The organism is Hyphomicrobium sp. (genome assembly GCF_036780825.1).
Lineage (GTDB): Bacteria > Pseudomonadota > Alphaproteobacteria > Rhizobiales > Hyphomicrobiaceae > Hyphomicrobium_C.
In genome coordinates, this window is the sequence record NZ_DAIQCD010000022.1 from 26,958 (window position 1) to 45,992 (window position 19,035).

Annotated in this window: 18 protein-coding genes and 1 riboswitch; of the genes, 8 read left to right on the forward strand and 10 right to left on the reverse strand. The window is 64.6% G+C overall.

All coding sequences use genetic code 11. The annotated features are described in order from the left end of the window. Positions 1-31: 31 nt before the first annotated feature. Complete coding sequence (locus V7P99_RS10250; RefSeq protein WP_333794717.1) at positions 32-1,015, reverse strand: prephenate/arogenate dehydrogenase family protein; 984 nt, start codon at positions 1,013-1,015, stop codon at positions 32-34. Continuing rightward, entirely contained in the window at positions 1,012-2,112 is a 1,101-nt protein-coding gene (gene hisC / locus V7P99_RS10255) for a histidinol-phosphate transaminase (RefSeq protein ID WP_333794718.1), read from the reverse strand. Before hisC ends, V7P99_RS10250 begins: the two co-directional genes overlap by 4 nt. A 544-nt stretch (positions 2,113-2,656) precedes the next feature. Between hisC and V7P99_RS10260 the strand changes: the two genes are divergently transcribed. Further along, positions 2,657-3,619 (forward strand): hypothetical protein, encoded by a 963-nt coding sequence (locus tag V7P99_RS10260; protein ID WP_333794719.1) that lies wholly within the window; start codon positions 2,657-2,659, stop codon positions 3,617-3,619. 33 nt (positions 3,620-3,652) lie between these two features. Here the strand turns inward: V7P99_RS10260 and V7P99_RS10265 are convergent, their stop codons facing one another. Further along, a complete protein-coding gene (locus V7P99_RS10265; RefSeq protein WP_333794720.1) occupies positions 3,653-4,039 on the reverse strand; it encodes a hypothetical protein in 387 nt (128 codons plus the stop codon). Positions 4,040-4,417: 378 nt separating this feature from the next. Here V7P99_RS10265 and V7P99_RS10270 point away from each other — a divergent pair, with 378 nt between their 5' ends. Beyond that, positions 4,418-5,182 carry a hypothetical protein gene (locus tag V7P99_RS10270; RefSeq protein WP_333794721.1) on the forward strand — a complete coding sequence of 255 codons (765 nt, stop codon included), beginning with the start codon at positions 4,418-4,420 and terminating at the stop codon, positions 5,180-5,182. A 100-nt stretch (positions 5,183-5,282) separates the two neighbouring features. Here V7P99_RS10270 and V7P99_RS10275 read toward each other — a convergent pair whose 3' ends face one another. After that, positions 5,283-5,576, reverse strand: a complete 294-nt coding sequence (locus V7P99_RS10275) for a hypothetical protein (RefSeq protein WP_333794722.1) — start codon at positions 5,574-5,576, stop codon at positions 5,283-5,285. Between the two features lie 217 nt (positions 5,577-5,793). After that, positions 5,794-5,872: riboswitch (SAM riboswitch) on the forward strand. Between the two features lie 88 nt (positions 5,873-5,960). On the opposite strand from V7P99_RS10275, the gene metX reads away from it, so the two are divergent. Then, a complete protein-coding gene (gene metX, locus V7P99_RS10280; RefSeq protein ID WP_333794735.1) occupies positions 5,961-7,148 on the forward strand; it encodes a homoserine O-acetyltransferase MetX in 1,188 nt (395 codons plus the stop codon). Next, on the forward strand, positions 7,148-7,780 hold the full coding sequence (metW, locus tag V7P99_RS10285) for a methionine biosynthesis protein MetW (RefSeq protein ID WP_333794723.1): 633 nt from the start codon (positions 7,148-7,150) through the stop codon (positions 7,778-7,780). The genes metX and metW overlap by 1 nt, the downstream gene beginning before the upstream one ends. A gap of 155 nt (positions 7,781-7,935) precedes the next feature. On the opposite strand, the gene V7P99_RS10290 is transcribed toward metW, so the two are convergent. After that, on the reverse strand, positions 7,936-8,649 hold the full coding sequence (locus tag V7P99_RS10290) for a methyltransferase domain-containing protein (protein ID WP_333794724.1): 714 nt from the start codon (positions 8,647-8,649) through the stop codon (positions 7,936-7,938). Positions 8,650-8,769: 120 nt separating this feature from the next. On the opposite strand from V7P99_RS10290, the gene gloB reads away from it, so the two are divergent. From gloB to V7P99_RS10305, 3 genes are all read left to right on the forward strand, one after another. After that, positions 8,770-9,540 (forward strand): hydroxyacylglutathione hydrolase, encoded by a 771-nt coding sequence (gloB, locus tag V7P99_RS10295; protein WP_333794725.1) that lies wholly within the window; start codon positions 8,770-8,772, stop codon positions 9,538-9,540. 96 nt (positions 9,541-9,636) lie between these two features. Next, positions 9,637-10,056 (forward strand): cupin domain-containing protein, encoded by a 420-nt coding sequence (locus V7P99_RS10300; protein ID WP_333794726.1) that lies wholly within the window; start codon positions 9,637-9,639, stop codon positions 10,054-10,056. Positions 10,057-10,267: 211 nt separating this feature from the next. Continuing rightward, a complete protein-coding gene (locus V7P99_RS10305; RefSeq protein ID WP_333794727.1) occupies positions 10,268-12,253 on the forward strand; it encodes an NYN domain-containing protein in 1,986 nt (661 codons plus the stop codon). A gap of 83 nt (positions 12,254-12,336) precedes the next feature. On the opposite strand, the gene V7P99_RS10310 is transcribed toward V7P99_RS10305, so the two are convergent. The 4 genes from V7P99_RS10310 to coaBC all read right to left on the reverse strand — a co-directional run bounded on the left by V7P99_RS10310 (position 12,337) and on the right by coaBC (position 16,836). Beyond that, complete coding sequence (locus tag V7P99_RS10310) at positions 12,337-13,740, reverse strand: PDZ domain-containing protein (protein ID WP_333794728.1); 1,404 nt, start codon at positions 13,738-13,740, stop codon at positions 12,337-12,339. 63 nt (positions 13,741-13,803) lie between these two features. Further along, positions 13,804-14,796, reverse strand: coding sequence for a cysteine synthase A (gene cysK / locus V7P99_RS10315; protein ID WP_333794729.1), 993 nt, complete (start codon positions 14,794-14,796; stop codon positions 13,804-13,806). A 116-nt stretch (positions 14,797-14,912) separates the two neighbouring features. Continuing rightward, positions 14,913-15,446, reverse strand: coding sequence for a dUTP diphosphatase (gene dut / locus V7P99_RS10320; protein WP_333794730.1), 534 nt, complete (start codon positions 15,444-15,446; stop codon positions 14,913-14,915). 121 nt (positions 15,447-15,567) lie between these two features. Further along, positions 15,568-16,836 (reverse strand): bifunctional phosphopantothenoylcysteine decarboxylase/phosphopantothenate--cysteine ligase CoaBC, encoded by a 1,269-nt coding sequence (gene coaBC / locus V7P99_RS10325; RefSeq protein WP_333794731.1) that lies wholly within the window; start codon positions 16,834-16,836, stop codon positions 15,568-15,570. A gap of 159 nt (positions 16,837-16,995) precedes the next feature. Between coaBC and V7P99_RS10330 the strand changes: the two genes are divergently transcribed. Next, a complete protein-coding gene (locus V7P99_RS10330) occupies positions 16,996-17,664 on the forward strand; it encodes a tetratricopeptide repeat protein (protein WP_333794732.1) in 669 nt (222 codons plus the stop codon). 88 nt (positions 17,665-17,752) lie between these two features. Here the strand turns inward: V7P99_RS10330 and V7P99_RS10335 are convergent, their stop codons facing one another. Continuing rightward, the gene (locus V7P99_RS10335; RefSeq protein WP_333794733.1) at positions 17,753-18,742 is read right to left on the reverse strand and encodes a complex I NDUFA9 subunit family protein; all 990 of its coding nucleotides are present in this window, start codon (positions 18,740-18,742) and stop codon (positions 17,753-17,755) included. Positions 18,743-19,035: the final 293 nt, after the last annotated feature.

Sequence of the window (19,035 nt, forward strand, 5' to 3'; positions counted from 1 at the left end):
CGTGTCTGCATCCACCTCGAACGATCAGGCTCTAAGCTCTCTTGCTTTTGGCGGTCGCTGGCTCGCTTCGCGCGGGCGTACGGCCGAAATCGGGCGCGGCTGTATCCTGTCCCGCCTGAACGATGCCACGGCGAATGGCCCGCGCATTGCTGAACATGTCAAACAACGTGTCGCCTTCACCAAAACGAATGGCGCGCTGGAGCGCGGTGAGATCCTCGGTGAAGCGGCCGAGCATGTCGAGCACGGCGTCTTTGTTGTTTAGGAACACATCGCGCCACATCGTGGGGTCGGAGGCCGCGATGCGCGTGAAGTCGCGGAAGCCGCCAGCCGAGAACTTGATCACCTCGCTGTCGGTAACGCGCTCGAGGTTGGCGGCCGTGTTGACGATGTTGTAGGCGATGAGGTGCGGAACGTGGCTGGTGATCGCGAGTACGAGGTCATGGTGCTCGGGCGTCATGATCTCGACCTTGGAGCCGAGTGCTTCCCAGAACGCGGTGAGCTTTTCGACGGCCTTGCCGTCGGTGTTGGGCGTTGGCGTCAGAATGCACCAGCGCCCGTCGAACAGCTCGGCAAACCCCGCCTCAGGGCCAGATTGCTCCGTGCCGGCGATCGGATGTCCGGGCACGAAGTGCACGCCTTCCGGCACGTGGGGCGCGACATCGTTCACGATCGCTGTCTTCACGGAGCCCACGTCGGTCAGAATGGCGCCCGGCTTGAGACTGTGTGCGATCTCCTTGGCGATCGGCCCGCAAAGCCCGACCGGCGTGCACAGGATCACGAGATCGGCACCCTCCGCAGCCTCTGCGGCCGTGACGTAGCCTTGCGAGATCAGGCCGAGCTTCACCGCCGTCTCGACGGTAGCGGGCGTGCGCGCCGAGCCGACGATCTCGCCGGCAAGGCCTGCCCGGCGGCAGGCATGGCTGATTGACGAGCCGATGAGGCCGACACCGATCAGCGCGATCCGTTCGAACATTTGCGACGAGTGGTGCGAGGCCGTTACGTGAGGTTTCGTCATGGGCGCGCTCCGACGAAGGCGGCCAGAGCATCAACGAGCTGGCGGTTCTCGGCCTCTGTCCCGATGGTGATGCGAAGGGCGCCGGGCAGCCCATAGCCTGTGACGCGGCGAAGGATGATGCCGCGCTCCTTGAGGAACGCATCGCATGCCGCCGCGTCATGCCCCGGCGTGGACGGAAAGTGCACCAGGATGAAATTGGCGACGCTCGGCGTGACGACAAGGCCGAGCTTCTCGATCTCTCCCGTCAGCCATGGAAGCCATTCCTCGTTGTGGCGGACGGCAGCCTCGATGTGCGGCCAATCCTCCATGGCGGCGGCACCCGCCGCGATGGATGGCACGGAGAGGTTGAACGGACCTCGGATGCGGTTCAGCGCATCGGCAACGGCCGCGGGACAGTACGCCCAGCCGATGCGCAGGCCAGCGAGGCCAAAGATCTTCGAGAACGTTCGCGTCATCACCGTGTTCTCGGTGGTGGCGACGAGCTCGAGGCCGGCCTCGTAATCGTTTCTGCGGACGTATTCCGCGTAGGCCGCGTCGAGAACGAGCAGTACATTGCCCGGCAGTGCAGCGCGGAGGCGGCGCACCTCGGCGATGGAGAGGTACGTGCCCGTGGGATTGTTCGGGTTGGCGAGGAAAACGATGCGCGTGCGCTCCGTCACGCGGGCCAGGATGGCATCGACATCGGTTCTGAGGTCCGTTTCGGGAGCCACGACCGGAGTGGCGCCGGCCGCCAGGATCACGATGCGGTACAGCAGGAAGCCGTGCTCTGTGTAGATGCCCTCGTCGCCCGGCCCCAGGTAGGCGTGCGCGATGAGGCTGATCAACTCGTCCGATCCGGCGCCGCAGACGATGTGCTGCGGATTGAGCCCGAAGCGGCGCGCGATGGCCGCGCGCAGCGCTGTGGCTTGGCCGTCCGGATAACGCTCGAGCTCCGCGCCGGCGGCGGAGAATGCCGCGACCGCCTTCGGGCTCGGCCCGAGCGGGGTTTCGTTGGATGAGAGCTTGATCGTTTTGATGCCGGGCAGGTGTGATTCACCCGGCACATAGGCCTCGATATCGAGAACGCCGGGGCGGGGCTTGAGAGTAAGGGGGGCCATGGGTTCGGCTGCCAACGATGATCGGATGAAAATTGAGGTGTTTGCCGGCATTTCGCGTCGGCGTCGTGGTGATACCGAGGGCACCGCGAAAGCGCAAAGGTTTAAGCGCGGCGGCGAGCGGCTCGAGCTTAGCTGGAAGCAATTCTAGCGAGCACGTCTAACGTGTGACGAAGCTAAATTTACTAACTCTTAGTTGTAATATTTCGATACTCATCTGGAAATCGATTTCTACGCGTTCTTTATTCATTAAAGGATACGGTTCCGGGGAGCTACGAAATTGCACGCTTTCATCGCCGGATTTTATCGGCTTTCCTGGATTGCTCTCGTAACGTCCGGCACGTGGGGCTCCGGGGCTTGGGCGGATAAAATCGGCGGCAGCAATCTGCCGTCCACACAGCCGGTGCTTAAAGGAAGAATTACAAGCGAGACGGACGCGGCTTCGGCATTTCTAATCGGAAGCAACATTGGCGCAACGACCAACGCCGGGCCGACCTTATCTGAGATATCCAGTATCTTTATCGACCGTATTTTCGGTTTTGCGGCCGTGCGGGCGACGGAGCTCGGGCGGCTGGATGTCAGCGTCACTCTCTCCGATCGCCTGTATGCCGCGTTTGACGAGGCGAATGAGGCATCTGGCGGCCTCGCGATGAACCTGACCAAGGACTGGGGCGGCCAGCAAACGCTCTTGTCCTTCGCAATGTCGAAGACTCGTGACGTGGAGGAACGCATCCTGGAGACGGGCCTTGCGCTCTCACATGCGTGGACCAGCGGCCAGGCCAAGCCCTATTTCAAAGGCGAGGTGGCACTGCTCAACTACGACGATGTGCCGGGGGCTTTTCTCCCGTTCAGCAATCAGGACGATCGAGACCGGATCTCGTCCCGTGCCCAGATCGGTCTGCGGCTGACGCTGACGGATCATATAGAGATGGAAGTCGGAGCGGGTGCCGACAGCAAGCGCTATCTCGACACATACGACGACTTCGGCGTGCGAAGAGGGAATGTGTCGCTGTTTCCGGTCATCGGACTGACCTACACCGGCACGGCCTTTACGCTGAGCGGTCTTTATATGCCGCTCTGGCGAACGTACGAAGAGGATCTCTTCCGATCCCGATGGAAGCATGCCTTCGCGCTGGAGGGCGGCGCACAGCTTTCCAGTGATCTCAAAGCCTTTGGCGCTGTGCGCTATGGCTTCTATGAAACCGACTTTCTCGTCGCAAGCTCGGCTTACGAGGCGGTAGCCGTGGGCGGCCTGACGCTCTCGGTCGGAAAGGGGACGCTCTCATTCGCGGTGTCGGAGACGTGGCGCACCTATGACGATCTCGATCTCATGTTCATCGAGCGCGCCGATCGCAAGTTCGAGATGGCTTTGTCGGGAGAGTTGCCGATCACTGAAAGCACGACGATGAACGCCCGTGTCAGCTATCTCGACTATCGCAGCAGCTTCGACGACGTGAGCACGGATGCTTTCTCGGCTTCTCTGGGGCTCACCTATGCTGCCGTTCAATGAGGGCAGGCGAGGTCATCGCCTGCCCGGTGAAGATCAGCGGCCGCCGAGCAGGCCGACCCCGAGGCCGAGACCCACGCCAGCGTTCAGCTTGACGAGATTGAGCACGTTGAGCTTGGCGCCAGCCTGGGCACCGGCGGCGGCGCCGATGGCAGGTCCGCTCGCCGGCTTGGCAGCCGCCTGCTTGCTATGGCTGGTCACTTTGTTGACATGCCCGCCATGGCTGTTGCCGTGACCAACCTGCTTGCCGTGGCTGACCTTCCCGTATCCCACTTGCTTACCGAAGCCGCTACCGTGGCCGATCTGTTTGCCGAAGCTGCCGCCATGACCACCGTGGCCGCCGAAGCTGCGGCTGCCGGCTTCGGCCGGAGCCGACATGGCCAACGCGATAGTTGCAGCAAAAGCAATGCCTGCCGTTTTCATCCTGGAAACTCCTTTAAAACGAATTGATATTCCTCGCCGATATTCGGACGCCAATTCCGTATCTCAATTGAAAGTGACCCACAAAATATTCGGGCTTTAAGGGTGAAACATACAGATCGGTGGGGTGTGGAATTTATAATATGACGTATTCACATTATAACGCGTCGGAACTTTCGTTTTAGGACCATGCCGGCGCCTGCTGTTGGCACCCGGTCACCGTGGGCATGGCAGCCTTGCAACGGCTGAATGTCGCGCCACGCGGACCCAATCCTCTCCGAATTTTGTCGTAATTCTACGGCTTCTGATGTTGGGCCGCCGTATCCGCAGCAGGCGGGTGGAAGTTGGCCGCGGCCCGGCCCGCCAACGGCATGCGAGTGAATGACGACCTACTATGAGTATCTGAGAGGGAGGCTGCTGGCCGCATCCGCCGGTGATCTGGCCCAGGTCGAGCATCTCGTTCATACCGAGCGGAATGCCCTCTGGCAGCGGATCGTTGCGGACCCCGCTTACGATGAGCAAATCCGGCTGCAGACCCTTGCGGTATTCGACGAGGCGGCCTCGCGCGTTCTTTTCGAGCAGCAGGCGCGTTTCGAGCGGCGCCCGGCGGCCGGTCCAGCATTGGATCCGGGCCGGCGCGAGGAGCCGAGCGGCGACGGCCGTCGCGGCGGCCTGCGTCTGCCCCGCCCGAGCTTGCGCGACCTCATCTTTCTCATTGTCGGCGTGGTGCTGGGGCTTGCCGCGGGCGTCCTGATCAAGGGTGGCTCGGCGACACCGGCCGGCACCAGGGCGGATAATGGTCTCGGTATTATCGGGCTGACGGCGCCGGACAGGCCGTTCCGCTTCGTAAAAGGCAATGCGAGCCCGATAGAAGGAGAACTGACGGTTGATTATGCGCCGGGGGCCGAGGCGCAGTCCTATGCGTGCGAGGTTGAAGCGACGTATCGGCAACTCCTCGAATATGTCAAATTCGAGGACTCTTGCCGAAAAATATCTTTCAGGTTCCTGCCGCTCGAGGAGCTTTGGAAAAGCTTCAACTACGTCGAGGGCTACATGGTGTTCTCGGCCACCATCATGTCGTCGGCGGGTGCACGGTGGGAAGGCTCGGCGAGCGTGTATTTCGCGGTCAACGGGGAGACATCGTAGGGACGCGCGCCGAGCTGATCAGGACTGGGCACGCGGCGTTTTCCGTCTTGGACGTAAGAACTTATCAAAAAGTCAGCGCCAGGAATGGCGCATCACGCCCCTATTGAAGGTAGGGACTGTCGCCGCCCTGCGGGGCGTTGGGCGATGAGAAGAAGAAGCCACTATCGAACGGCCCCGATCGGGTTTGGCTGCTCATCGTAGGGTCGGTAAACTTGCGGGTATCGGTACCCTGCAAGTATTTGTACGAATAGCCGCCTTGCCGGGGCGCCGGCCGGACGACGCCGCGCAACGGCTTCGTCTTGGCGCCGGATTGAGCCACAGCGGGCGCCGGAGCCAGGGGCAGAGCAAGCAGGGCCGCAGCCGCCACGATTTTGAAGAGACCGAGTTTTTTCATGGCGCTAACTTAGCTCAGGTCCGGAAGGCTGTCGATGTGGAGACGTGCTTTCGGCTCCGGGGTGTGTCTTTCGGAACCTGCCGGGCACCCGCTTACAAGAGCCGGTGGTTTGGCCAGGCCAAGATCGCTCGAAAGGCGTTGAATCTCCGTTAACCGCTCAACACGCCGCATGCCAAGCGCCTTGACCGCTTGCGGACAACCTCCGATATTGGCCTATCGTTCCGATCGTGGTGATTTGGCCGGCCGGCTTGCAGCCACGTTAAACAAGTCGCTAAATGGGCCGTCGCACCCGGAAAATTTCGGTGAGCCGGCTTGACGAGGCCGGTGTTCGAAAGCCCGCACGTCCGGCGGGCCGGAGCACGATCTATGGGTGCGCCCACCGCGATGTCTACCGGAGAGGAAAAGCTGCAGTGCTCGGCGGGCATCGCGCGCCGTCCGGAGGTATTGAGCCCGTCCAGCCTCTCCGTTGATTTCCCCGAGAGCGAGCCCCTGAAGCTCGAATCGGGGCAGCTCATCGCGCCGCTGACGATTGCATACAACACGTACGGCACCCTCAACGCCGCCAAGTCGAACGCCATTCTCGTCTGCCATGCGCTTACGGGCGACCAGCATGCGGCGAGCATCCACCCAGTAACGGGAAAGCCTGGCTGGTGGGAAAAGCTCGTCGGGCCCGGCAAGCCCATCGATACAGATCGTTTCTTCATCATCTGCCCGAACATCCTCGGCGGCTGCATGGGCTCCACCGGGCCGGCCTCGCTTAACCCGAAGACGGGCAAGCCCTATGGGCTCGACTTCCCCGTGATCACCATCGGCGACATGGTGGACGCCCAGGTGCGTCTCATCGATCACCTCGGCATCGATGTGCTGTTCTCGGTGGTCGGCGGCTCGATGGGTGGCATGCAGGTGCTCGAATGGGCCTCCCGCCAGAAGCAGCGGGTGGCGACCGCCATCCCGATCGCGACGGCGCCCTGGCACACGGCGCAGAACATCGCCTTCCACGAAGTCGGCAGGCAAGCGGTGATGGCCGATCCCGATTGGTGCGGCGGCAGCTACTACGAGCAGGGCGTTGTTCCGAAGAACGGCCTCTCGGTGGCGCGTATGGCCGCGCACATCACGTATCTCTCCGAAAGAGCGCTGCAGGGCAAGTTCGGCCGCAACTTGCAGGACCGGGCCGCGCGCTCGTTCTCGTTCGATGCGGACTTCAAGATCGAGAGCTATCTGCGCTACCAGGGCTCGACGTTCGTCGACCGCTTCGACGCCAACAGCTATCTCTACATCACGCGGGCGATGGATTATTTCGATCTCGAAGCGGCGCACGGGGGCAAGCTTGCCAACGCGTTCCTTCGCACGCGGACGCAATTCTGCGTGGTGTCGTTCACCAGCGACTGGCTCTATCCGACGCGCGACAGCAAGACGATCGTCAAGGCGCTGAATGCGGTCGCGGCCAACGTGTCGTTCGTCGAAATCGAGAGCGACAAGGGTCACGATGCGTTTCTGCTCGAGGAGCCCGAGTTCCATGCGACCGTGCGCGGCTTCCTTTCAGCGGCCGCGGCCAAGCGGGGGCTTGGCTGATGCAGAAAGTCGTTCCTTTGACGGGCGACCTACGGGCGGATCATCTGCTGATCGCCGAGATGGTGGCGCCGGGCTCGCGGGTGCTCGATGTCGGTTGCGGCGACGGCGCGCTTCTGAAGTTGCTCGCCGAAACCAAGAACGTGGATGGGCGCGGTGTCGAGCTTTCGCGCGAGAAGGTCAATCTGTGCGTGAAGAGCGGACTGTCGGTCATCCAGGGCGATGCCGACCGCGACCTTGCGGACTATCCGGACGGAGCGTTCGATGTTGCCGTCCTGTCGCTCACGATCCAGGCGACGCGGGACCCGAAGACCGTGCTCGAGAATCTTTTGCGCATCGGCCGCCACGCCATCGTCTCGTTTCCCAACTTCGGCCATTGGCGCATTCGTGCGGCGCTGCTGTTCAAAGGCCGCATGCCGGTGACGCCGAACCTTCCCGAGCCCTGGTACTCCACGGCAGATGCGCACCTGTGCACCATCACCGATTTCGTCGATCTAGTGTCGCTGGTCGATGCGGAGGTGGAGGAGGCCGTCGCGTTCAACAGTAAGGGCCGGCGGCTGCCGATCCGGCACTCGATATCGCTGCAGAACCTGCTCGGCGAGAAAGCCGTCTTCAAGCTCAGGCGGCGCGCTTAGTTTAGAGTGCTTCCGGAAAGTGGGAACCGGTTTTCCGGAAAGAAGCACGAAGAAACAAAATCTTAGAGCCGTTCCCCGCTTCCACTTAAGCCGGAACGGCTCTAGCCGGCGCAGGCGCTTTGCACGTGGTCTGGAACACCCATCCGACGGAGAGATCATCGCGTCGGTGCCAAGGCTTGCAGCGCCTTGGCACGGGCCGGCGTGCCTTTGATCGGCGCCATCATCTCTTTCCGTGCCTCGACGATCAGCACGCCGCCAAGCCCCGGCGACACGCGCATGCCAAGCCGCTCCCAGGCCAGAGCAGATCGCACCACGATGCCGCGATCGAACGGCGGCAAATGCAGCGCGCTGCCGAATGCCAGCGGCGTGAAGAGGCATTGGTGCAGAAGCTTGTCCAGTTGAGAGCGGCTGTAGGAGCAGCCGCGTCCGAACGGTGTCGTATCGACGTGGGCCCACAGTCCGCGACGGTTCGGCACGATGATGAGCAGCCGCCCTTCCGGCTTCAGGATGCGCCATAATTCCCGCAGCAAGGGCGCTGTCCGCTCCGTAAGTTCCAGGCTATGCACGACGAGCAGGCGGTCGATGGAATTGTCGCGAAGCGGAAGCTCGTCCTCTTCGACGAGCGCAGAGAGCGCGGGGGCCGAGGACGGCCAGATCAGGACGCCCTGGCGGGCGGGCATCAAGGCCGCGAGCGTGTGCGCCTCGCTGCGGTAGGCCGCAAGAAACGGCGTGCCGAAGCCGAGACTCGCGATCGTCTCGCCGGCAGCCGGCCCCCAAACGGCGCGGACACGGCGCGCCAGCAGGCGGCGTGCGATGCGCCCGAGCGGCGTCGCGTAGAAATCCCTCAACGTTGCGACGTCCGTATACATTCGCCTCAAGGGGTTGCAGGCTTGTCATTCATTTCGCCCGGCCGGCATTGAAATGGCAAGGGCGCGCCGCTAGCCTGTGGGTGACCTGCCGCGACCGACGCGGGCAGGTTGCATAAGGATATGACCCTGCTCGCAATTCATCAATTTCCCTGCCTCAAGGACAATTATGGCGTCCTCGTTCATGACGCGGAAGGGGGCGTGACGCTCTCGATCGATGCGCCTGAGGCGGCAGCCGTGCGACGTGCGCTGGATCAGCAAGGCTGGAGCCTGACGCATATCCTCGTCACGCATCATCACGCTGATCATACGGCGGGCATCCCGGCGCTCAAGAAGGAAACCGGGTGCACGGTGATCGGCCCGAATGGCGAAACAGAGCGTATTCCCGGTCTCGACACCGGTGTTTGTGAGCCCGAGGTTCTGACGCTCGGCGCGATCCAGGTGCGGGTTCTCGATACGCCGGGCCATACCATGGGCCACGTGAGCTATTGGCTGCCCGAGGCCGGCGTGGCTTTTGTCGGCGATACGCTGTTTGCCATGGGCTGCGGGCGCGTGCTCGAAGGCTCCGCCGAGATGATGTGGGCCTCGCTCAGGAAAATCGCGGCGCTGCCGGCGGAGACGCAGATCTATTGCGGCCACGAATACACCGTTTCCAACGCCCGGTTCGGGCTCTCGGTCGAGCCGGAGAATGCGCGTGTTTCGGAGCGGCTTGCCGAAGCCGAAGCGGCGCGCGCCGCGGGACGGCCGACGCTTCCGACGCGGCTCGATGCTGAGTTGGACACGAATGTGTTTCTGCGTGCCGATAACGAGGCCATCCGCGCCCGCGTGGGGCTGCCGGATGCGCCGGCGTGGAAGGTCTTCGCTCATCTGCGCGAGCTCAAAAATCGGTTCTGACAGCGCGGCCGCTCATAGGGCCGCGGCCATGCGCTCGGGGGGGACGCATCCGATGCGCTTCGCAACTCAACTCACATTCATGCAGAGAGGCAAGGTATGGACGCCGACCGGATCATCGCTGAGCTGGGGCTCGAGCCGCATCCCGAGGGCGGCTACTTCCGCGAAACGTTCCGCGATGCCGAGCCCAACGGCGGACGAGCCTATTCCACGGCGATCTATTTCCTGCTCAAGGCTGGCGAGGTCTCGCGCTGGCATCGTGTCGATGCGACGGAAGTCTGGCATTGGTATGCGGGCGCGCCTCTAGAGCTCGTCACGGCAGCACCCGCTGGCGCGAAGATGGCAACGCGGCTCGGCCCGGCTGTCCTCGATGGCGAGCGTCCGCAAGGCGTTGTAGCCAAGGGGCATTGGCAGCGGGCTCGCTCGCTTGGTGCATGGTCGCTCGTTGGATGCACGGTGGCGCCGGGCTTCGACTTCGCCGGGTTCGAACTCGCCGAGCCTGGGTTTGAGCCAGGCTGACGCCGCTTGCACCCATGAACGGCGGCTTCGCGGCTAGCACCGGGTTTTCCACTGTTCAATGGGGTGCGCGAAGGCATCAGCGCGCTTGTTTTATCAAGTTTTCGCGCAATTCCTGGGGACCGGGTCCGGCCTGCGCTTGCCGCTCAAATACGACTCGGGGACAGTGCGACTCGATTCAGAAAAAGTGTGCGCGCAGCGGGGGTTGCAGAAGATGAAAGTTGAGTTGACCGGAGCTGTCCTCAGTACGGTATTCGTTGATTACGACAACATTTATCTGTCATTGAAGCGGAAAAATGAAGAAGCGGCCAAGCGCTTCGCGAAGGACGCCGCGCTCTGGCTGCGCGAGATCGAAAGCGGACGCCTGATCACACCCACCCACGGGCAGGACTTCTCCGCCGGGCGGCGCCGCATCGTCATGAGCCGCTGCTACGGCAATCCCGTTCCGCGCCGCAATGCGACCGACAACTCGACGGACATGAATTCTTTCCCGTTCGTGCGCCATCATTTTCTACGCGCTGGCTTCGAGGTGGTCGACTGCCCGCCGCTCACGGCTCAGCTCAAGAATTCGGCTGATATCCGCATGGTGATGGACGTGCGCGACGTGCTCAACCACGAGACGCGCTTCGACGAGTTCATCCTGCTTTCGGGAGATGCGGATTTCACGCCGGTGCTGCACCGCCTGCGCGCGCACGCGCGGCGCACCGTCGTGTTTGCCAATGATCACACCGCCCAGCCCTACACCGCCATTAGCGACGGGGAGGTGCGCGAGGCCGATCTCATCTCGCTGCTTCTCGAGGGACGCATCGACGGAGAGGCCAAGCCCGGCGGCGCGCTGCGTGACCCGACGTCGGCCGAACTCGAGACCATGCGCAAGTCGATCGTCGCCGAGGTGACGGGCACCGTGCGGTCGGCGGGGCAGCCGGTCCCGCTCGAGGCGCTGGCCGATCGCGCCGTGCGCACGCTCGGCCACGATAAGACGGTCGGATCGGGATGGGGCGGTGCCGGGAGCTTCCGTGATCTCCTGAGCCGTGCCTTGCCGAAGGACATCAAGCTCACGGATCAGCCGCCCTATTTCGTCTATGAGCCAACACGCCAGCTCGCGCAGACGGTCGAGGCGAAGCCCGCGCAGCCTCAAAGCGTGCGTGAGCGCCGGCCCGAGACGCAGGACGAGCGCTACGATGCTCGCTTCGATGCGCCGGCCCCTCAGTCGGCCGCGCCGCGCCTCGAGCGCCGGGCCAACCCTATCCGCGATACCCGTCCGGAGCCCGGTTACGAGCCGCAGCGCGCGGAGCGCCCGCCGCTCGATCGGGAAGCGCCGGCGCCGGCGCAGGAGTCTGAGCGGGCGGCGTCTCCCCGCTACGACGATCCGCGCTTCTCGCCGACTCGCGACGAGCGGGCCGCGCCCGCATTGTCCCGCATGGAGCCGCGCAGCGCACCGTCGCCGCGTCCGGCCGAGCCGCCTGCATCAGCCCCTTATGGTCAATCCGGTTTCTTTGCTCCGCCGCCGGACCGCGCACCTTTGGGCATGCCGATGCCGCGGGCCGAGGCGGCACCCCCGCCGCCACGCCAGCCGGCACAGGCGCAGCCCGTGGCGCGGGCAACGGCCGATCAGGCCTCGCAGATCCAGCAATCGATCGCGCGCATCCACGAAGCCTGCCAGGCGCCGCCTCTTTCGCCCCCGGAATATCGGGTGCTCTTCGAGGTGATGGCCGAGGAGATCACAGCAAACAACCTGTCCGGCCAGCAGACCCTGATCAACATCGCCGAGCGGGCGCGTGATATGGGACTCGATGTGCGCCGCGACGACGCGCGTTTCGTGCTGGAGGTGGTGAGCGAAGCCGACCCATGGTTCGAGCAGGGCGCCTCCGCCAACCTGTTCGCCAGCCGCTTCCGCAATTTCGTGGTGGCGCGCTGCCGCACGCAGGGGCTCAATCTTTCTGCCGACGAGATCGATCTGATTGACGCCTGGTTCGGCGGTGCGCCGGCTTCGCAGCGGATCGCGCAGCAGGCGTCCCCCGCTTCGGCTCCAGCTGTACGTACGGCTGCGACCGAGCCACAAGGCTATCGCACGCCGGCGTCGGCCCAGCAGCAGCCGGCGGACCGCTGGTCGGCACAAGCCCCGCAGTCGCCGCCGCTGTTCGATGCGGAAGATGAAGAGGAGTTCCCGCGCATCATCCGGTCTCGCCTGCGCGGATAGCAGAGCCACCCGTGATATTCGGATATAAAAAACCGGCGGCCTCGATGAGGTCGCCGGTTTTTTTTAATGCTTGATAGATGTGCCTACGCGCGGCTTGCCAGTGCTTCCATGGCGGTGCGCATCTCGGGCGAGAACGTCCCGTTTATGGGGCCGCTGTACGTCCCTTCATTGCGCAGCAGCTCCTGAAGCCACTTGCGGTCGGCCGATGTGAGCAGGTCAGGATTGCGCATCAATTCGGAGACCAGATAGGCATCGCCGAGCCTCAGAGAGCGGAGCACCCAGTAGGTGGCTTCCGTGTCGCTTCGCTCGACGCCCCGGCCAGTGCGATAGAGGATGCCGAGGTTGAACGTGGCCACGGCGTCGCCCTGGTTGGCTGCATGGCGAACCTGCTCGGCGGCGCGCGCGTTGAGCCGCTTCGCTTCGGCCTCGTCCTTGGCAATGCCCCGCCCGAGCTCGTATTTTTCCGCAAGCCAAGACGTGGCCTCGCTAAGCCCCTGCTCGGATGCCTGGTTCAGCAGACGTATGGCTTCCCGATCGTCCTTGGGGACGCCGCGGCCCGCTTCATAGAGAAGCGCCAGGCGGTGCATGGCGAACCTGTCGCCCTTGCTCACGGCCGCCCGGTACCAGCGCGCTGCCTCGGTGAGGTCGGCCTCCACGCCGCGCCCGGCTTCGTACAGCGAGCCAAGGTTGGTCATAGCCGCATCCTGTCCCGCCTCCGCCGCTTTGCGGAACCACTCGGCCGCGAGCGCTTCGTCCTTGGGAATGCCGGCGCCGTCTTTGGCGAACAGCGCATAACGCGTCATCGAGGCGGCGTGTCCGGCTTCCGCTGCCTTGAGGTAATACGTAGCGGCTTCGGCGTAGTGCTTCGAACCGAAGACGTGTCCCAGAGCGAGCAGCCGGCCGAGGCTCGCAGCCGCCGCGACGTTACCGGCGTCCGCCCGCTCGACAAGGAGGCGCTTCAGATCCGTTGCGCCATCGCCCGCGCGGCGGATGTCGATCGTCACCTGCTGATCCGGGCGGAAGCTTAACAGCTCCCGTGCGAGTGCCGCAGGGTCGCTAACGGTGCGCCGATCGATCTTCTGAATGATGTCGCCAACACGGATGCCGGCAGAGGCGGCCGCGCGTGAGCCCGCGTCCGTGACTAGGGCGCCACGTGCGCTGCCGAGATCGAGGGCTGCGGCAAGATCGGCGTCGATTGCAACCGTCCCTACGCCGAGACCGCCGTGCATCCGGCCGTCCGTGACGACACTCTCGAGCACGGCCTTGAGGGAATGCGCCGCCAGTGCTTCGCGCGCGGCGGGCGCCTCCGGCTTCTGCGTGGAGGATGTCTCAGTGGGGATGGACATCTTCATGCCGGGCTCGCTTGCGCCCTCCGGCACGAGAAGGCCCGTCAGCGGTGTCCAGCGCGGACCCTCCGCAAGGGCGGAGCTTCCGGCGCTGCAAACCGCTGTCAGGAGCACGACATTCAGGATGAGTGACGACTTCACCCGTATTTCCCCCCGTTCGATAGGATGAAACGACTCACACTTTACTGCGTATTGCGGCGCTTTTTACTTCGGATCGATAAATAGCTCGCTCGAGAAGTAGCGCTCCGCGCACGATGGCGCGACGGTCGCCACCGTCTTGCCGGCAAGCTCCTCGCGCGATGCGATCTCGAGCGCCGCCGCAACGTTGGCGCCGGTCGAGATTCCACCGGGAATGCCTTCCTTCTGGGCCAGCAGCCGGGCCGTTTCAAAGGCCTGCTCGTTGGAGATGCGCACGACCTCGTCGATGTATTGCGTATCGAGCACCTTGGGTACGAAACCGGCGCCGAGGCCCTGGATCTTGTGAGGCCCGCGTGCGCCACCCGAGAGCACCGCGCTTCCTTCCGGCTCGACAGCGATGATCTTGAGCGACGGCTTGCGCGGCTTGAGCGCCCGCCCGCAGCCCGTCAGCGTGCCACCGGTGCCGACGCCGATGACGAGTACATCGAGATTGCCGTTGGTATCGTTCCAGAGCTCCTCGGCCGTGGTCACCTGATGCACGAGCGGGTTGGCCTCATTCTCGAATTGGCTCGGCTGGACCGCGCCAGGCATCGAGGCCAGCAACTCATTGGCCTTGTCGATGGCGCCTGCCATGCCGCCGGCGGCCGGCGTGAGCACCAGCTCGGCGCCGAGATGGGTCAGGATCTTGCGCCGCTCGATGGACATCGATTCCGGCATCACCAGGAGCAGCCTGTAGCCGCGCGCGGCCGCCACGAAAGCGAGGCCGATGCCCGTGTTCCCCGACGTCGGTTCGACGAGGACAGTCTTATCGGGTGCAATCTTTCCTTCGGCCTCGAGCACGTCGATCATGGCGACGCCGATGCGGTCCTTCACCGAGGACAGCGGATTGAAGAACTCGAGCTTCAGCAGCACGTCCGCCTTGGCGCCGGCATCCTTCGCCATGCGCGCCAAGCGGACCAGAGGAGTGTGCCCGATGGTTTCTGTGATGTCATTGTAGACCCTTCCGCGTCCCCAACTCTTCGTTGCGTTCAGGGTTCTGATCTCCGCCGTCTGGGTCATCGTTGCACTCCACCTTGATTAGTCATGATGTTCAACACGTTCTTGTCGCATATTTTCAGACGCGCCCAAAGGCCGGCGGCGCACATTTCGCCGTGATCGCCGGGGCGATTCGAGGCTTATTTTCGTGGCGGCCCGGCGCCGGAATGCGCGGCATCTTCCGGGTTCGCTGCGGCTGCGGGGGCCGTGCCGAGGCGGGTCGAGCCGAAGCCGCCGCTGCCGCGCCGAGTGGCGCCAAGGGCCTCTGCCGGCACCAGCTCCGCGCGGGTCACGGGTGCGACCACGAGCTGCGCGATCCGCTCCCCGCGGCGTACTGCGAACGGCGCGTCTCCGAGATTTATGAGGATGACGCTCACCTCGCCCCGGTAATCGGAATCGATCGTCCCGGGGCTGTTCAAAACCGTTATGCCGTGTTTCAGGGCAAGCCCCGAGCGCGGCCGGACCTGCGCCTCGAAGCCCGCGGGAAGCTCGAGCGTGAGGCCAGTCGGAATGAGTGCCCGCGCGCCGGGTGCGATGGTCACCGGCTCATCCGCGCCGACGGCGGCCGCCAGATCGAGGCCCGCGGCTTCCTCCGAGTGATAGGCCGGCAGCGGCAGGCCCTCTGCGTGCGGCAGCATGACGGCGCGAACCGTGAGAGGGAGTGTTCCGGTCATGCGCGCCTCGGTGCGGAGCAGGAGGAATGGTGGGTGCCGGCAGCGCGTTTGGTCAGCAACGCCTGCTCATAGGGGTGCGGGGTGCCATGGGGCTCGGTCGTGAGTGCGTCAGACATGGGCGTCACGCCGTTTCCCGGCGCGCAGCGAGGTGCTGGGCCGCACGGCGGAGCAGGGCCTCCGCGATTTCCGCCTTGCTCAGCTCGGGCCAGCTTTCGACGTTGTCTGCCGTCAAGAGGTGCACCGTGTTGCGCTCGGCGCCGAACACGTGTCTCGCCTCGGACACATCGTTGGCGACGATCCAGTCGGCCGCCTTCGCCGTGCGCTTGGCCTTGGCGCTCCCGATCACGTCCTGCGTCTCGGCCGCGAAGCCGATCACGAGCGGCGGACGCTGGGGGCCAGGTTTGGCGATGGTGGCGAGTATGTCCGGGTTTTCCGCAAGCGCCAAAGCCGGGGGCGGGGCGTCTGGCCGCTTCTTGATCTTGCCGCGCTGGGGCTCGGCCGCGCGCCAATCGGCGACCGCTGCGGCGAGGACGGCGATGTCGGCGGGAAGGGCGGCTTCGACGGCGTCGAGCATCTCGGAGGCTGTCTCGACGTGGCGCACCTCGACGCCTTCAGGAACGGGAATCTGTACCGGCCCGGAGATGAGCGTCACGCGTGCACCGAGCCGGTGTGCGGCGGCTGCGATGGCGTGACCCTGTTTCCCCGAGGACCGGTTTGCGATGTAGCGCACGGGATCGATGGGCTCATGCGTCGGACCGCTGGTCACGAGCACGTGACGCCCGGCGAGCAGGGGCCGCGCACCCTTCGCCGCCGAGATGCTGAGAAAACCGATCTCCCCCTTGCCGCCCGCGCCTGGTGTCAGGAGATTCTCGATGCGCGCCACCAGCTCGGAAACCTCGGCCATGCGACCGACGCCGGCCTCGCCCTTCTCCGCCATCTCACCGGCGTTCGGACCGATGAACGCGATGCCGTCGGCTTCGAGGCGGGCCACGTTGCGCCGGGTGGCGGGGTGATCCCACATCGCCGGGTTCATGGCCGGGGCGACAAGGACGGGCACGCGCGTGGCGAGCAGCACCGCAGTCGCCAGATCGTCCGCGTGGCCGTGTGCCATGCGTGCGAGAAGGTCGGCTGTCGCCGGCGCGACGACGATGAGATCCGTTTCGCGAGCCATGCGGATGTGCCCGATCTCGCGCTCGCCTTCGAGATCGAAAAGATCCGTCGCGACCCGCTCGTTGCTGATGGCGCCGACAGCGAGCGGCGTGATGAACGCCTGCGCCGCGCCGGTCATGACACAGCGCACGGCGATCCTGCGCTCCTGCAAACGCCTGATCAAATCGAGGCATTTGTAGGCGGCGATGCCACCACCGATGACCAGCAGAACGCGCTTCATAGGGATCTCAGGCAGGGAGTGCGTCGTTAAAGATCGGTTGATCGCTAGCAGGTATGGCTGCTGCCGTGGGGTGCCGCAATTGCGGCTCACTCAAATCATACCATGATATCATACATCGCCACCTCATCTTTCCGGGGGGCGGAACCGGATGGTTACCGAATGACGCTCCGGGATCGGCATCATTATCATCGGTGGTTGGCAGCTCTCAGCGTTGCTGCGATCCTTCTCGCAGCGTACTCCGTGACAGTTGCGGCGCCGGCCAGCACCATTGCGGAGTGTTTCAGCGAGAACAACGAGAAGCGGATCGCTGGCTGCTCGGCGCTGATCGAGACGCCGCAGCTCGATGACGGCACCCGCAGCCTCGCCTACGCCATGCGCGCGCTCGCTCTCTCGCTCGAGGGCGGATTGACGCAGGCGCTGCCGGACTACGACATGGCCATCAAGCTGGATCCGGCCTCCGCCATGGCGCTCAACAATCGCGCCTGGGTGCTCTACAAGCTCGACCGGCTGGGCGACGCACTGGCCGACGTGGAGCGTGCACTCGAGCTCTCGCCGGCGAGCCCGCATGCTCACGATACGCGGGCCCACATTCGCCAGGCCCGTGGCGAGCTTCGTCCGGCGCTGCGCGACTATGAGCAGGCCATGCGGTTTGGCGGCGAGCACCTGGTCAAGCTCTATCAATGCGGGCTCGAGGCCAACGGCGTGTACACGGGGCCCATCGATGGGCTTTACACACGCGACGTGCGGCGTGCTCTCGAAGTCTGTGTCGCATCCAAGACGTGCGATCCGCTTCCGGCGGACGAGGAATGCCGGGCCGCTACATCTTAGGATCCCAGCTTCTTAGGATCCCAGCTTCGCTTCGCCTTGAGAGCCTGTGGTGCTCCCGCGGGCTTCTGTAGTGGGCTTCGGGTGCCTGTTACCCTCTATAACGGGAATATTGCCCCTTCGGCCTGAAGCGCTCGAGATAAGCCGGCACGATTGAGCCGATCGACTGGGCCGGGGTGACGCCGAGGCTGGCGAGGGTGCGCTTCTCATCGCGGGCGGACGTGCTGACCACGTTGTCGGACTGGAGTAGGCGCACCTGATCCACCGTGATCGGGCGCAGCGTGTTGGGCAGCGGCCACGTGAGCAGCGCCTGTAGCTTGGCGAGCCAGAATGGGAGCGGAAGGAAGCCGCGGCGGCGCCCCGCATACTCGAGCGTCCGCTCGAGGAGCTCACGGAACGAGAGTACCTCCGGCCCGCCAAGCTCATAGATCGTTCCCGGGCGTCCGGCACCATCAGCCTCGGCCGCCGCGGCGAGCGCGGCCGCGATGTCGCCCACGAAAACCGGCTGAAACTGCGTCTGCCCGCCGCCGATCAGCGGCAGCACCGGCGAAATCCGCGCCATGGAGGCGAAGCGATTGAAGAAGTCATCCTCGGGCCCGAACACGACTGAGGGCCGCAGGATGATGGCGTCGGGGAATTCCTCGAGCACGGCTGCCTCGCCGGCGGCCTTGGATTGCGCATAGCGCGACGGAGACGTGGCGGAGGCGCCAATCGCCGAAATGTGGAGGAGGCGGCGGGCGCCCGCTTCACGTGCGGCGCGGGCGACGGCGCGTGCGCCCTCGTCGTGCACGGCGTCGAAGGTCTGCGCACCGGTTGGCGAAAGAACGCCGACACAGTTGACGACGACATGAGCGCCTTCGACGGCACGGTTCACCGAATCAGGAAAGCGCAGATTTGCCTGCACGGGCTGAATCTGGCCCACGTCCCCCATCGGCTGCAGGAAGCCCGCCAAGTCCGGGCGCCGGCAGGCGGCCCGGATGCGGTATCCTTTGCGCGCCAGCGCGCGGACGGCGTAGCGGCCGATGAAGCCTGATCCGCCGAATATCGTAACCAACTCGTTTCTGCTGTCTTGTGCCGCCATTTTTCTTTCCCGCCCTGGCACCCCATGCCAAGAGATGGCGCACCCTGGACCCGGCCGTGCCGGCGGTGGCGGGCTTGGACGCGCATGCAGGATCTAGCCCATGCGCCCGAACCCTGGCCAGCCCAATCTCTCTCTACCGAGCGCATTGCGGTGATCGCGCACCGGACAGGGATGCGCGCCGCGATTGACAACGGCCGCGGCTCCCCCTAACTCAAGGCGCTTGCCGGCTCACCGGCTTGCCCAGATGGCGGAATTGGTAGACGCACTGCTTTCAGGTAGCAGCGCCGCGAGGC